The organism is Dyadobacter bucti, assembly GCF_005869225.1.
In the GTDB taxonomy this organism is placed as follows: domain Bacteria; phylum Bacteroidota; class Bacteroidia; order Cytophagales; family Spirosomataceae; genus Dyadobacter; species Dyadobacter bucti.
Genome location: NZ_SWFP01000004.1, coordinates 603286 through 618593, shown reverse-complemented (window position 1 = coordinate 618593; position 15308 = coordinate 603286). Strand labels below are relative to the sequence as shown.

General features: G+C 47.6%; 7 protein-coding genes. 5 read left to right on the top strand and 2 right to left on the bottom strand.

Going from position 1 to position 15308, the window contains the following annotated elements:
- A complete protein-coding gene (locus FBF61_RS16190; protein WP_138479024.1) occupies positions 1 to 6108 on the bottom strand; it encodes an FG-GAP-like repeat-containing protein in 6108 nt (2035 codons plus the stop codon).
- A 158-nt stretch (positions 6109 to 6266) separates the two neighbouring features.
- Positions 6267 to 7007 (bottom strand): hypothetical protein, encoded by a 741-nt coding sequence (locus FBF61_RS16185; RefSeq protein ID WP_138479021.1) that lies wholly within the window; start codon positions 7005 to 7007, stop codon positions 6267 to 6269.
- Between the two features lie 317 nt (positions 7008 to 7324).
- On the opposite strand from FBF61_RS16185, the gene nuoB reads away from it, so the two are divergent.
- From nuoB to carB, 5 genes are all read left to right on the top strand, one after another.
- Positions 7325 to 7849, top strand: coding sequence for an NADH-quinone oxidoreductase subunit NuoB (gene nuoB / locus FBF61_RS16180; RefSeq protein WP_138479019.1), 525 nt, complete (start codon positions 7325 to 7327; stop codon positions 7847 to 7849).
- 21 nt (positions 7850 to 7870) lie between these two features.
- Positions 7871 to 8443, top strand: a complete 573-nt coding sequence (locus FBF61_RS16175) for an NADH-quinone oxidoreductase subunit C (RefSeq protein ID WP_138479017.1) — start codon at positions 7871 to 7873, stop codon at positions 8441 to 8443.
- Between the two features lie 105 nt (positions 8444 to 8548).
- Positions 8549 to 10228, top strand: coding sequence for a hypothetical protein (locus FBF61_RS16170; RefSeq protein ID WP_229215076.1), 1680 nt, complete (start codon positions 8549 to 8551; stop codon positions 10226 to 10228).
- Between the two features lie 114 nt (positions 10229 to 10342).
- Positions 10343 to 12184, top strand: a complete 1842-nt coding sequence (locus FBF61_RS16165; protein WP_138479014.1) for a BamA/TamA family outer membrane protein — start codon at positions 10343 to 10345, stop codon at positions 12182 to 12184.
- A gap of 268 nt (positions 12185 to 12452) precedes the next feature.
- A complete protein-coding gene (gene carB / locus FBF61_RS16160; protein ID WP_138479012.1) occupies positions 12453 to 15296 on the top strand; it encodes a carbamoyl-phosphate synthase large subunit in 2844 nt (947 codons plus the stop codon).
- Positions 15297 to 15308: the final 12 nt, after the last annotated feature.

The following is a 15308-nucleotide window of genomic DNA, read 5'->3' as shown; positions in this document are numbered from 1 at the left end:
TTAATAAGGTTTGTATAATCTATATTGGTTTATAATTGCCGCGCCATTGTAATGTATAGTGTATTTTATTATGTTGGAGAGACCAAGATGAGTCGCATTCCACCTTCCCCATGTGTTAAAGGAGTTTCTAAGGAAATTATCAAAGTACTTTCCTTTTTGATCGAAATCATATGCTGCGTCTTGTATAGTAGCTCTTTGAGCACTAACTCTCTCCAGATAAATTCTTCCATGCACTAATCCGTCTTCTGAATTAAAGAGCGTCTGAACGTGTTTGCCATTTTCACTATTCCAACCCTCATCATCAACCCACCCTAAATCCAGTTTACTAGCATCAACGGTCAAATCCCTGCCACCACCTTTCCGAGCCCAAAGATTCGCTTCTCCTAAACTAAGCCTCCCATCCGCTAAAATACGTCTCTGTAATCTAGCGGCGGCACGGTCATCCAATGCATGCGCAGCATGATTAAACCCAGCGACAATCCCCGCCTGGGCAGCACCTTTCCAGAAGTTCCCTCCGCTTAATTCCGAGACGACGCCACCAAATGCTGCCGATGCTCCAATTTGTAAACCGGGCCCGAAACCGGCTGTCGCGGATCCCATAGCAGAACCTGCCGCTCCCGTAAGTAGCCCTGTCCCAAAACTTCCCCCCTGCGCCATCGACATTGCTCCGCTAAAAGCACCGTGGGCCGCCATTTGAACGCCCGCTTTTACCAAACCGCTCGAAATCCCTGCCGTAGCGCTTCCGATCCCAGCAGAAAATCCGGATGATATAAAGCCCATGGCCACCGATATTCCGAACTCGTTCCAGTTCCAGTTGTCAAACCCTCCTTTGCTGAAACCAATGCCCACTGTATAGCCCAACCCGCCAATAAGTGCTCCAATTAATGGATTGTTTCCGTCGGGATCGTTGTATTTCAACGGATTATTCTTCGCGTAACTGTACCTGTTATAATCCTGCGTCCCAAACGGATCCTGCACATAATTATCAACACTCAAAACCCTCCCCACTACCGGATCATACATCCGCCCGTTCATGTTGATCAAATTGAAATTCGTCAGGTGCTCGTGGCCGGTGAAGCCGCGGTACAGGTAGCTTGTCGGGGCAGGGACGTTGGCATAGTCCCAGTTGGCAGGGTGGCGCAAGCGGCCCCAGGCGTCGAAGTTCTGGTCGAGTAGTACTGTCCCGTTTGCCGCGGTCGTCGTCAGCAGCGAGCCCAGGTGGTCGGTGTAGGTGTAGTAGTACTGGTCAACATTGTTCTCCCGGATTACGATTGCGACCAAACCGGCCGGTGAGCCTATGTAGTGCAGGTGTTTGTCGGCGATGGCGGGCGTGACGTCCTTTTCATAGCCATTGCCAAAGTAATAATGCGTGTTGATCAGCACATTGTTCTTTTTCATCGTCCCTTTCAGCCGCTGGTAGTCGGCCCCATAGGTATAAGTCAGCTCGTAGGGCTGGCCGGAGCCATTTTCGATGATCTTTTCCGGCTGGTTGAAAGCCGTGTAGGTAATGTCCTGCGTCAATACCGGGATTGCCGTGGTCGGTGAAACGATCCCGGTCAGGGCGTGGATCTTGGTCTGGTGGTAGCTGAATGTCTGCCCGGCATCGCTCTTGGAGCTGATATTGCCAGAGGGCTGGTAGGTGATTGTTTGCGCCGCTTTGCCTGCAACTGTAGCTGTCAGCAGCCGGTCGAGGTTGTCGTAGGTGAAGCTTTCTTCCTTGCTTTTGATATAATCCTTTCTTTTGGTCAGGTTGCCTTTGGCGTAATCCCAGCTCAATTCCAGGTCCTGGATGCCACTCGTCGTGAATTTTTTCGGGACACCATATTCGTAGCTGACTGCCGAGGTTTTGCCGTTGCCCAATGCATAGGAGGTGTTCTGCCCAAGCCCGCTGATGCCATTGTTGGTAAAAAGGGTGATGGTGTTGCCTGTGTTTTTGATGGTGGTCGGGAACCCGTTCGCATCATAAGCATGGTTGGTGCCAAAGCCCGAGGGATAAAGCACCGAGGTCACATCATCGTACATGTTGTAACCATAGGTGGTGGTGTAGGCGGCTGCGTCCACGGTCTGTTTGCTGGTTTGCAGCCTGCCGAAAGCATCGTAAGTGTACTCTTCCAGGTTGCCCGCAAAGCCCGTCACTTTCTTGATCTGGTTGACAGAAGCCCCGCTGCCGGTCGGGTAATATTCATAAGTCGTTATGCCTTCCGGGCCGGTGCGGCTGGTATTTCTCCCCAACAGGTCATACTGCATCGTATGGGTTTTGTTGTTGGCATTGGTCTGGCCAGCCAGCTGGCCCAGGGCATTGTAATCGTAAGTTGTCGTGCCTGCATTCAGGTCGGTCAGCGAGGTTTGCCTGCCGTAAGCATCATACTGGCTGCTGGTCAGTGTCCGTAAGCCGTCGCTTACTTCTTTCAATCCGCCGTGGCTGTAATAGGTGTAGCCCAGCGTCCCGCCGTTGTCTGTCGCGCTGGTGACCTGACCTGTGGCGTCGGTCGTTTTCGAAGAGGTGCCCGAGGGCGTTGTCGTCGTGGTTGTCAGCTTGCCCGCCGAGTAGCCATAACCAATGGTGGTGGTGCCAAAAGGACCGCTGCTGCTGATATTGAAAGGCCGGTTGTGGGCATCGTACTGGGTGGTGGTCGTCAGTACCGGCTCACCGGTTTTATAGGGCGCCGTCGAAGTGGAAAGGTTGCCTTTGGCATCGTAGGTATTGGCCTGGGTAATGGTTTGCCCCTGAAAACCCTCCGTTTCCGTTTTGATTTCCCTGCCCAGCAGGTCATACCAGGTCTTTACATCGGGTTTGCCCGGGTGCGTTGTTTTGGCATACCACACCGAATTGCCCGAAATATCCCAGCCGTAGGTTTGGGTTATTGAATACCCCTGCTGGAAAGTCGTTTTCTTTTCCCTTCCAAAACCATCATATTCCATGGTCGTCGTCAGCCCGTCTATGCCCGTCACCGTCAAAGGTTTGCCCCATTTGGCGTCGTAAGTTGCCGACGAGGTTTGCCCAAGTTCATTGACTGTCGAGGTGGCGTAGCGGCCTTTGGCATCATAGACCGCAGAAGTTGTCCTTGCGGGCAGGCCTGAGGGCGTGACCGTGGTCTTTTTTAGGTTCCCCAGCGGGAAATATTCATAAGCCGTGCTTACACTTTTAGGCAGGCCCGAAAAATCTGTTTTTGAAGTCAGCTGGCCAACCGCATTGTACCCCGTGCCCGTCGTAACACTGAAAGCGGGCTGCCCGGTGCGCGTTTTAATAACCGTTACCGAGGTTGGTTTGTTGGGGATTATGCCCGGGTATGCGCCGAATACAGTATTGGTCACCGTGGTTTCCACATTGCTGTTATTGACCGTGTTCTGGGTCACGTTACCGAAATTATCGAAGGTATTGTTGGTGCTGGTTACCGTCCGGCCTTCGAAAACATTGTTTTCTGTGACGCTTTTCACCCGGTGCAAAAAGCGTTTGCTGCCATTGGGCCCCTGCGGGATAAATTCGTTTGAAAATGTCTTCTCAGAAAGCAATGTGTTCGTAGATGCCAGATAGATAGCCGTTTTCTGAGGGGCAGCTACATAATAAGTGGTGTTGAACTCGTTTTCGGAAATGGTTTTAATGTTGGCTGTAACATCAGTCGCAACCAGCTTCTTGAAACCCATAAAACCCTTCCCCGACCTGTAAAGCCTCCCCTCTTCATAACTATAGGTTACCTCAGAATTTCCACCGATTCCGTTTTTTGATTTAACCCCGGAAACCGCATAAAGTGCCTGTTTTATATTGTTAACAGGAAAAGCCGTAAGACTTCCCTGTTTATAAAAAGCATTGCCCGGTTCTGTTAGATTTTTATACGACCATTCAGTGACGTGGTTCATTCCGTTGGCAACTTTCTGAAGGAGGTTTTCTTTGCCGTCCTTTTTGAAATACAGTACGTCAATCGGATCACAAATGCATTTTCGGTTGATAATATCGGATCTACCGTCCCCATTCATGTCGGCGATCAATGGGAAAATTGCACCCAGCTCTGTAAACGGTGTACGGTTAAACTTAAAAGCTATGCCTTTACTGTAATAGATGTCCAGGTTGGAATTGGCCGCATTAATTTCCCATCCATGATAAATATCAGACCTGCCATCCCCATTAAAATCCCCGGTCGATAGATGATGGTCGTTGGGGACGCCAGTGATATCGGGTTTTTTCTGAAAGACAAAAGTTTCGGCAAACAGATCGGTCCCGGTTGACAAAATCCTTACCCAAGGAACATTGTTATCTGTCAGCGATGCACGGGTAAGCATATCCGTTTTTCGATCGCCATTGAAATCCCCGAAATAAATGATATGATTCTTGGTAAGGGAGCTGGAAGAAAAATAGATCCTTTGTGCAACGGGAAAACCATTCTGATCCTTTTCCAAAGCAAAAATCTCGCAATTGTTATCTTTGATCAGCATGATATCGCTCTTACCATCGCCATTGAAATCCAGGATATGAACCTGCTGACATTCCGCCCACGTTGTTACCGGAAAAAAAGCCGGACCTACCGTATATATGTCATTGAAAAAAGGTGTAAAGCCAAATACCGCAGAATGTAACTGAGCACCATATATGCCGGAAACGTTGGCACCCAGCAGCGTGAGAATATCCTGAAGTCCGTCACCGTTAAAGTCTCCCGGAAAAATAAAATTCCCGCTGGCATGAACCCTGCTCTTTGATACGGCGATTTCTGTGGAGTCAAAGGAAATAGGAAAAGTAGCTCCGGGCGTTTGCACACTGGTATAAATCCTAATCTTATTAAGCATCCGCTGATTCCCCGAATAAGATGTTGTTATAGATAAGATATCGTCAGCTCCATCGCCGGTATAATCATTTGCGATGAAGTTCCCGGTTACATATATATTCTTCTGTTGAACGATCAGCGCATTGGACGGCAGCTCGTATAATGCCGCCACGTAGTAGTTTTCCTGGGAGGGATCGTCTTTGTGGTAGACCGTGAAATTTTTGTGGTAGAGATAGTTTTTGTTATTATCGTTGACAATCTTCCGCTCTACCGAGAGTAGATCGGACACGCCATTGGCATCGAAATCTCCTGTGAAATGCTCCGCATTGGCATTTAACACAACAGTAGAACTGGCCGTTGTAAAATAAGTCGGCGCATTTCCATATTTAAAGATGGTGGTATTCAGCGCAGTGGCGTCACTCCCGGTTTCCTTTATTTCTTTCAGGTATGAATTGACCTCGTCATGGGCGTAATTGAGCTGAAAGGTTTTAAAAATTTGTGCAGATTCGGTTGTTATGGTGATTTTATCCAGCAGCTGATTGGCTGACATACCCAGATCGGCTTCCATCATCACATTTGCATCGATCCTTCCCTTATACTCAAATTTGATCTTGTTATACGGTAGTAAAGCTGCGGCAGTATTTCCGGTATATTCAATTTCTGAAATCCTGATTGCCGCATCATCAGCGGCATAATTAAAAACAATATAGTTTCCACCGGGATACTGAATTTTATTGAGTGCCCACATCAGGATTGTCCCTCCGTTAGGCTTGCCAAACGTAGAATGGAGCGTTTTGCCAAATTCCATGACCACTCCATCTTTGGTGACCATCTCAAACCACTGGGGCCCGTTCCCCGCCACTCCTTTGGCCGTAACGGTGGCAAAATTTTCTGTCTCCGTACCGTAGGTCGATCCGTCCGCACCATAATTGCCTGCCTTCAACATCAGCCTTGCGCCATCCAGGGCAAACTTATCATTAAAGTTCAGCTCCACCGGCCCGGCAAGCCCGTCGTGATAAACTGTCTCCGGAACTCTTGTAATAAAAGACAGCCCTGAAATGCCCCACCCATAACCCAGCAATCCACTCCCTGCTCTCTGAGAATTATAATCCAGCGAAATTGCGGGCGTCGCTCCGTTGGTGCCGGGCGGAACCGGCAGCGTAATATTATAGGTTGATGCGCCCGTGCCGGAAACATTTCCCGTTCCAACAGTGCTTCCAACCGCAAGATTTATATCAACAGGACGATTGAAGGTAACATCATCATAAAAGCTGCCATAGTTGACATACTGCGCATTTACAGCGAAAAGCGGGCAGGTACAGAAAAAGATTAAAGCATAAAATCTCCGCATTTGTTTATCTAGGGTATGATCGTGCGTAAATCATTACTTGCGTAATCAGGACTTTCCTGAACCCTTTAGACGTTGCGGTAATCTTTTGGTAACGGAGGTAAATAAAAAAAGCGAATTCATAAGAATTCGCTTTGCATGCTGCGATAACCTATTTTCCCTCAGTGCATCCCATGCCACATTTTACCGCTGTTTTTTGGGAAAAACACCAATCCCAGCTGCAGATAAACCTGGTTCAGTTTCAGGTTAGAAAGATCGGAGACTGTTACATCCTCACTTTTCCAATCTCTCCTGCCCAGAACCGGCAAATGATATGTTGCCTTCCCGCTGATGTAAACAGCATCGTTGATCCTGGACCTGGTATTCAATTTATAATCGACGCCGATACCCGCGTGGGCATTGATATTTCTGGTAAACAACTTGACCGGTTGGTAGGCTCCGGGATTCTGAACAATCTGTGAAAGGGTAGCAGAACCGTTGTTTCTTATTTTGAGCCGGTAAAACATAACATCCACCCCGATCGGGATCAGTACATTCCATCTGCTCGTGTTCACCAATTTTGGCCCACCATCCATTCCAAAGCCTAGACCGCCCAGGTAGGCCTTCGGCACATCCTTGTCTGAAGTGTAATTGGTACTGTTCATCAAAATAATGCGTCCCTCCGAAAACCATTTTTGGCCTTCCATTCTTCGAGCCAGCACAAATGAGCCCATCATAGATGTGAATGGCTTGATATTCAACCGGTCTAGCTGGTCTCTCATGGATTTGTTATTAGGTAAAAGTCCAAACTCGGCGTAGATAGCCATCCCCTGTTTGAACGTCCTGAACGTAGAATCCTGCTGCGCTTTCACCTCGATCACTAACATGGCCAGCAAGGCACAAAAAAGTAGTTTGATTTTCATATTGACGTGTAGTTAATTTATGGGTTCTGAATGAATGGAAACCGTTTATTCTTAAATATGGTTACTTTTGTACGGCACGGTCATACCTCTTTAAGAGCAATATCCGTACCACGGAAGGAGCGAAATATTGGGAAGTGGGAAAGTAGGTTATGGAGTGTTATGAGGTCATGAGTTATCATGAAGTCATTTATTGTCATGGATTGTCATGAAGTTAACAACACCTGACCATAAATAACAATATCTGACCACACCTGACAAAAAGTGACAATACCTGAGAAAATCTTCCCAAAAAAATAAAGATAACGCTACTAAGAAAAATGAGTGAAAGAATAAAAACCGGTGACGGCGGCATTATACTGACGAATGCGGAAGATCTGATGAACTGGGCGCGTCTTTCTTCGCTGTGGCCGATGGGTTTCGGGCTGGCATGCTGTGCCATCGAAATGATGGCTGCGTACGCTTCAAACTATGATCTGGAACGTTTCGGGATCATGCCGCGGCCGTCTCCCCGCCAGTCGGATGTGATGATCGTAGCAGGAACGGTAACCTTTAAAATGGCCGACCGGATCCGCAGATTGTATGAACAAATGCCGGAGCCTCGCTATGTTATTTCTATGGGCAGTTGCTCAAACTGTGGAGGTCCTTACTGGGAACATGGCTACCATGTGGTGAAAGGTGTGGACAGGATCATACCCGTCGACGTATACGTTCCGGGTTGTCCTCCACGGCCGGAGGCACTGATCGGAGGCTTTATGAAACTACAGGAAAAGATCAGGGGCGAGCACCCGTTGGCCCCGGAATTGTTCCTGGAAATGGAAGCCGCTGAGACCGTAGCGCAATGACATATTTAATTTGATCCAATCATGACTTTTCAGGAAATCACGGCTATTATTTCTTCACAGTTTACCGATATTGAGATTGATGCCGATGCCAAAGAGCCGCAGCCGGTACTGATTGTTCCGGTTGAAAAAGTGGGCGAAATTTGCAAGTTTCTGCATGAGGACAACCGTCTGTATTTTGATTATCTCGCTTGCATAACAGCTATGGACAATGGCGCGGGGTTGAATACGATGGAAGTGATTTATAACCTTACATCCATCCCGTATGGGCATGACCTCATGCTGAAAGCAACTTTTCCAAGAAATATCCCAGGCGATCCGCTGCCTTCGGTACCGACTGTAAGCCACATCTGGCGGACTGCCGACTGGCATGAACGCGAAGCTTTTGATCTGATGGGTATCCATTTTGAGGGACACCCGGATCTGCGCAGGATACTTCTGCCGGAAGATTGGGAAGGACATCCTCTGCGGAAAGACTATTCAGTCCAGGACCGCTACCACGGAATATATGTCCGCTACGAAGCCGGAGCGCCGGGCGCCGGAGCGCCGGGCGCCGATACACCGGGCGATGGAGCTTTCAGTGAAGACCGTATCTGATTTAGCCTGAGATCCTGCGGGATAATGCGGGGAAATAACAGGAACAAATTTGGTTCGATAAAAAAGGCTCACTATTTTTCGTTACAATTTTTAATTTTCATGTGCATGCGCTTTATCCTTCTGGCCGTTCTGCTTTCCGGTTTTTTATCCGAAACTTTTGCTTCCACTGACTCTCTGATCATCAAAGGACGGATCCTTAACCTGAACGGAAGACTTTACCGCCAGGCGCCATTCATTACGTTTTCCAGGAACAATATCTTACAGCCGCAGTCAGAACTGAGCAAACAAGCGCCGCTGGAAGCGGACGGCAGTTTTCGTCTGTCTTTGCCGATACTTTTCCCAAGCGAAGAGTTTTACCTGGACTATGGGGGAAGAGCTTTCACTACATTTCTGGGTTCAAAGGGGACAGTTGAGATTACCTTCGACGGTGACTCCCTGGGCAAAGCAAAAAAACTGTTCTATTTCGCTGGTGCGAATGCCGACGCCAACAACCAGTTTATGCAATATGTGGCTGCGGAAAACCAACTTTTAAATTCCAATAGATCATTAGGCACCGATTTTTTCAGGTCTTTCTGGGAGACAAGTGCATCCGACGCCAAGGCGCTGGCTGCGAGGCGGGCGCAACTCAGGCTCTCGGCGATCCAAAACGTATCCCAAAATCAGGTCTATTCTCCGGCTTTGTTTAACTGGGCCAAGTCGATCGCGGACGAAGAACAGCTTCAGATACTTTTTGAACATGCGCTGAGCAACCAGATTAGTCTTGGAAAGGACCTGCTCGACAGCCTGAACCGACTTTCTGCCCCGCCGCTTACGGCTCAGCGCGTGCTCTGGGCTAATCGTTTTGGCGCATATGCGGACCAGCGGGTAGAGGAAAGGAAGTATTCCAATCCCACCCGTACCAACTCTCTTCCTGTGCGGCTGATGGCGACCTTGATCAAAAATAATGTTTCGACGCTCACTACCGAGGAAAAGCAGCGTTTGACAGATATACAAGGCAATGGGATTGCAGAAAAAGGCGAACTTGATTTCCTGAATAAGATTTTTGCTAAAAATGAAATGGTACTGAACCTGCTTTTCAATTTTGAAAGGGAAAGCAGGATTTACTCCGACCTTTTCGACAGTACTGCGACGGAGTTTCTCAAAGCAAGGTATCTTGCCAAAAACCTTTACCGTTATACCTATAAACAACAACTCCTGCTCAATTCGCATGTTCAGTCCAGGATTGGTATTCCGCAGTTCAGGCAGTCGGTGGATGAAATCGTACGCCTGGAAGTGAAGGACAGCAGCGATATCCGAAGAATAGTGGAGTTTAAAGATCTCAAAACAGACCCGACCGAAGTTTTGCCCGGTTATTTTATCGCTGCTTCCAATGACCGGGGCACGTCCTGGCTGAACCGTATCCTGGATCTTTACAAAGGAAAAACCATTTACCTGTCGAAATGGAATTTTGAAGACGCCAAAAGCAGGGAAGAACTGGACTACATGCCTATGCTGCAGGCGCAGGTCCCGCAGAATGTTGTCTTCATTTACCTGCACTTGGCGGGGGACGAACTAGTTGTTTCGGATGCGCTGCTGAAGCAATATGTTGTCAGGCACAGGCTCAAAGGTGTACACCTGTTTCTGGACAGCAGCCAGAGCATGGACCTGCTCTTTAAACTAAACCCGCTGGATGCCGCCACGTTCGCGCTGATCCGGCCGAACGGAAAGTTTGCGCTTAAAAGTGCCCCGTCTCCCAGCAACACCGAAAAAACTTCCACTGCCATTATCGAAGCGAATAGACCATAATTTTCTTACCAAAAAGCCGCCTACGCCCGTTCTTTAAATCCCTTTAAGCGATCTCATTATATCAGACATCCGTACGTTTACGTTAAGTCTGTTGATTTGGAATTAAAAGTGCACATGTGTAGATATTTAGTGCTTTTTCTGTTGCTGGCGACCTTTGCATCGGCCCAAAATCCCGATAGCCTGGAAGTACACAGCCGGGATAGCATCCGCTATACGAACCTGAAAGCCAGGATGTCGAAAACGAAATTTTCGCGGGCTGTTTACAGGCTTTTGTTCCGGGATGTGTATAACCAGGGAAAGGTTACTGAGGTAAAGGAAATTGAAACAAATCCGTTTACTCCGTACGAGGGAATGGTGATCCGCAAAGTATTTATCCGCCAGCTTGACATACTGGGCGAATCGGTTTATGATACAACAAGAAAAGGAAACCGGCTGGAAAAGTTTCTCAGCAAACGGGTCCATACCAATACCCGCGAAGGGATCATCAGGAGATCATTTTTACTGTTTTCGGAAGGTGACGATATTCAGGCGCAGGTGTTGAAAGACAATGAACGTCTGCTCAGAACGAACAAAACCATTGTCGATGCCCGTATCATTGTCATTCCCCGCAAAGATGTAACCTGGATGGCAGATGTGGTTGTACTGATACAGGATTCATGGTCGTTGAATTTTGCTGGTGGTTTCAGCTCATTTAAGAAATTCAATGTTGGGATTGAGGATATCAACGTGCGGGGTACCACCCACTCGCAGCTCACCAGAGTCCGATGGGACGCGCTGGATAATGTGGGTAAAAAATTCCAGTTCAGGACCATTTACACCGTACCTTATATCGGCAAAACTTTCATCACCGGCCAGGCCAGTTTTATTTATGAACGGGACCTGGAAGAGAAATCGATCCGCTTTTATCGTCGCTTTTTAACCACGGAAACCAAATATGCCGGATCCGTGGATGCCGGTCGTGTATGGGTGCGTCAAAATAAACGGCTTATCAATGACATCGAAGAGCCGTTGATTTTCCCTACAAAATTCAACTACTATGATGCCTGGCTTGGACGAGCCTTCAAATTCCCCTTTAAAAACAGTAAACTAAGCGAAAATTCCCGGATCGTTGCCGCAATCCGGCATAACAAATACCATTTTGTGCAAAGGCCGGAAGTGACGCCGGATAGCAACCGCCTCTATTGGAACCGTAGCGCTACCCTGGTGAGTTTCGGGTACTCCAACAGGAACTATAAAAGGGACGTATTGATCTATGGCTTCGGGCGGACGGAGGACGTTCCGGTCGGAAACCTCTTTTCGCTTACATTGGGGCAGGAAAATACCGAATTTGGATCCAGGGGATACGGCGGCATCCAGTACGCCGCAGGCCGATACCTTCCGCACAACCTCGGCTACATGTACGGGCTTGCTAATGTTGGTACATATTCCAAAAACGGTAAGGCTCAGCAGGGAGTTGTCAGCGGGCAGATCAACTACATCAGCAACCTGATCCCTTTTCGTTACAGTTTTTTCAGGCAGTTTTTAAGTTTTCGTTATACGCGGGGTATTAACCGCGATCCGCTGGATTACCTGAATATCAGTGGTGAGCAGGGGATCAGGGGAATCAATAACGATCAGTTGATAGGAACCAAAAAATTCACTGTCGGCACAGAAACGGTTTTTTTCTCTGATAAAAGTATTCTCGGGTTCCGGATCGCGTATTTCGTTTCTATCGACCTCGGTCTTGTCAACAGCGACCAATTGCATTTATGGGACGGTCCGCTTTATCAGGGATATGGGCTTGGCCTCAGGCTTCGAAATGAGAGTTTGACGTTCAACACTATTCAGATCAAGATGGGTTACTATCCCAATATCCCCGGTAACTCCGCCCCGTTCCGCTTTGGTGCGAGTGGAAATGTACCACTCCGGCTTCGCGATTTCGACATTTCCGCCCCTTCTATTGTTCCGTTACAATAAATTTTGACATCGACGCCACGGTTCCGTATCAAATTGTATCAGAAACATTCTTACCTTCTGCTACAAATAAGCTTATATTCAATTACTTATAAGCAGGTCTTAATGTTTAGACTAAAAATTAATGCAGATTTCCAGTACCCAACCCTTCTTTTTCCGATATGTGAATTAACTTTGTGGAATTTTTGGACGTACCCCTGCTCAAAATTACCAGGCAACCCCAAAAGTTGTTAAAGTTTTTTTCTTCATTTCTACAAATTACCATATTACTGTGCCCAAAAATACGAATATCAATTCCGTTCTAATTATCGGTTCAGGTCCAATTATCATCGGTCAGGCTTGCGAATTTGACTATGCAGGCTCACAGGCAGCACGTTCATTACGCGAGGAAGGAATAGAAGTTGTTCTGATCAACTCCAATCCGGCGACGATTATGACGGACCCTATCAGCGCCGATCATGTTTATCTGCTACCTTTAGAGAAGAAATCCATTGTTGAAATTCTGGAAAAACACAAAGCGATGGGACGCCCTATCGATGCGGTACTTCCGACTATGGGTGGCCAGACTGCGTTGAACCTGGCTATTGATTGTGACAAAGCCGGTGTCTGGAAAAAATATGATGTTGATATTATAGGTGTAGACATTAAAGCGATCGAAACCACAGAAGACAGGGAGAAATTCCGTCTTAAAATGCTGGAACTCGACGTAAATGTATGCAAGGGACGTACCGCAAGGTCGTTTCTGGAAGGAAAAGAGATCGCTCAGGAAATTGGTTTTCCGCTTGTGATCAGGCCTTCCTACACTTTGGGAGGAACCGGCGGTGGATTTGTTGAAAGGGAAGAAGATTTTGATAAAGCCCTCAATAATGGTCTCCACGCCTCTCCCGTCCACGAAGTTTTGGTTGAACAAAGCGCGATGGGCTGGAAAGAATACGAGCTGGAATTGCTTCGCGACGGTAAAGGAAACTTTATCATCATCTGCTCGATCGAGAATTTCGATCCGATGGGTGTTCATACCGGCGATAGTATCACCGTAGCACCGGCGATGACGTTGCCTGATACACTCTATCAGCAAATGCGGGACCTGGCGATCAAAATGATGGATGGTATCGGGAAATTTGCAGGCGGCTGTAATGTTCAGTTTTCTGTAAATCCTGCTGACGACCAGATCATTGCGATTGAAATTAACCCGCGTGTATCCCGGTCTTCTGCCCTTGCTTCCAAAGCTACCGGCTACCCCATCGCGAAAATTGCAGCGAAAATGGCGATCGGGTACAACCTAGACGAGCTGATCAACCCTATTACGGGCAGCACTTCCGCGTTTTTTGAGCCTTCAATTGATTATGTTATTGTAAAAGTTCCGCGCTGGAATTTTGATAAGTTCAAAGGTGCAGACCGCTCACTGGGTCTTCAAATGAAGTCTGTGGGCGAGGCGATGGGAATCGGACGTAATTTCCAGGAGGCTTTGCAAAAAGCATGTCAGTCACTGGAAATCCGCAGAAATGGCCTTGGTGCCGACGGTCGCGAGCTACGTGACCAGGAAGCTATCAAACATAGCCTGCAGCACCCGAGCTGGGACCGTTTATTCCACATTTATGACGCATTCAAAATCGGTCTTTCGTTCAAAACGATCCAAAATCTTACCAAAATTGACTCCTGGTTCCTGCGCCAGATCGAAGAGCTGATCGAGCTTGAACATGAAATCGAGAAATTTGACCTCGAAGATCTACCGAAAGAACTGCTTTTAATAGCAAAACAAAAAGGATACGCCGACCGTCAGATTGCACATTTGCTGAACACCAAGGAAAGTAAGGTTTACGATCGCAGAACAGCTCTGGGCATCAAGCGTGTATATAAATGTGTGGATACCTGCGCTGCTGAGTTTGAGGCAAAAACCCCCTATTACTACTCTACATTCAATACTTCTCAGGAATATCCCGACAATGAATCAATCGCCAGCGACCGCAAAAAGGTCGTGGTACTTGGCTCCGGACCTAACCGTATCGGACAGGGAATCGAGTTCGACTATTCATGTGTGCACGGAGTATTGGCGGCAAAGGAGTGTGGTTACGAAACGATCATGATCAATTGTAATCCTGAAACAGTTTCTACCGACCCGGATATTTCTGATAAGCTGTACTTTGAGCCGGTATTCTGGGAGCATGTGTTCGACATCATTCAGCATGAAAAACCCGAGGGTGTTATTGTGCAGCTTGGCGGGCAGACAGCACTCAAAATGGCTGAGAAACTTGAAAAATACGGCATTAAGATCATTGGCACCAGCTACCATTCTCTGGACTGGGCAGAAGACCGGGGCCGTTTCTCTTCGCTTCTGGAAGAACTGGGTATCCCATTCCCGCAATTTGGTACTGTCCGGACTTCAGACGCGGCGGTAGAACTGTCCCGCTCACTTGGTTTTCCTTTGCTGGTTCGCCCGAGCTACGTTTTGGGTGGACAGAATATGAAAATTGTGATCAATGAAAAAGAACTGGAACAGCATGTAGTGAAAATCCTGCATGACATCCCGGATAACAACATTTTGCTTGACCACTTTCTGGAAGGAGCGCTTGAAGCAGAAGCCGATGCAATCTGCGACGGTGAAGATGCTTACATCATTGGTGTGATGGAACATATTGAGCCGGCTGGTATCCATTCCGGAGACTCACACGCAACGCTGCCTCATTTTGACCTGACCGACGACGAAGTCCGCCAGATTGAAGAGCATACGCGAAAAATTGCACTGGCCATGAGTGTTAAAGGGCTGATCAATGTGCAGTTTGCTGTCAAAAATGGAGTTGTTTACGTAATTGAGGCAAATCCCAGAGCATCCAGAACCGTTCCGTTTATTTGTAAGGCATACCAGGAACCTTATGTCAACTACGCCACGAAACTGATGCTGGGTGCCAAAAAAGTGAAAGATTTCACTTTTAACCCTGTCAAAAAAGGCTGGGCGATTAAAATTCCGGTATTCTCTTTCAACAAGTTTCCAAATGTGAACAAAGAGCTCGGCCCGGAAATGAAATCTACCGGAGAGGCCATTTATTTCATAGACGACTTGCAGGATGATTTTTTTCAGAAGATTTACGGCGAACGTAACCTATATCTGAGCCGGTAGTTATCCGGATAT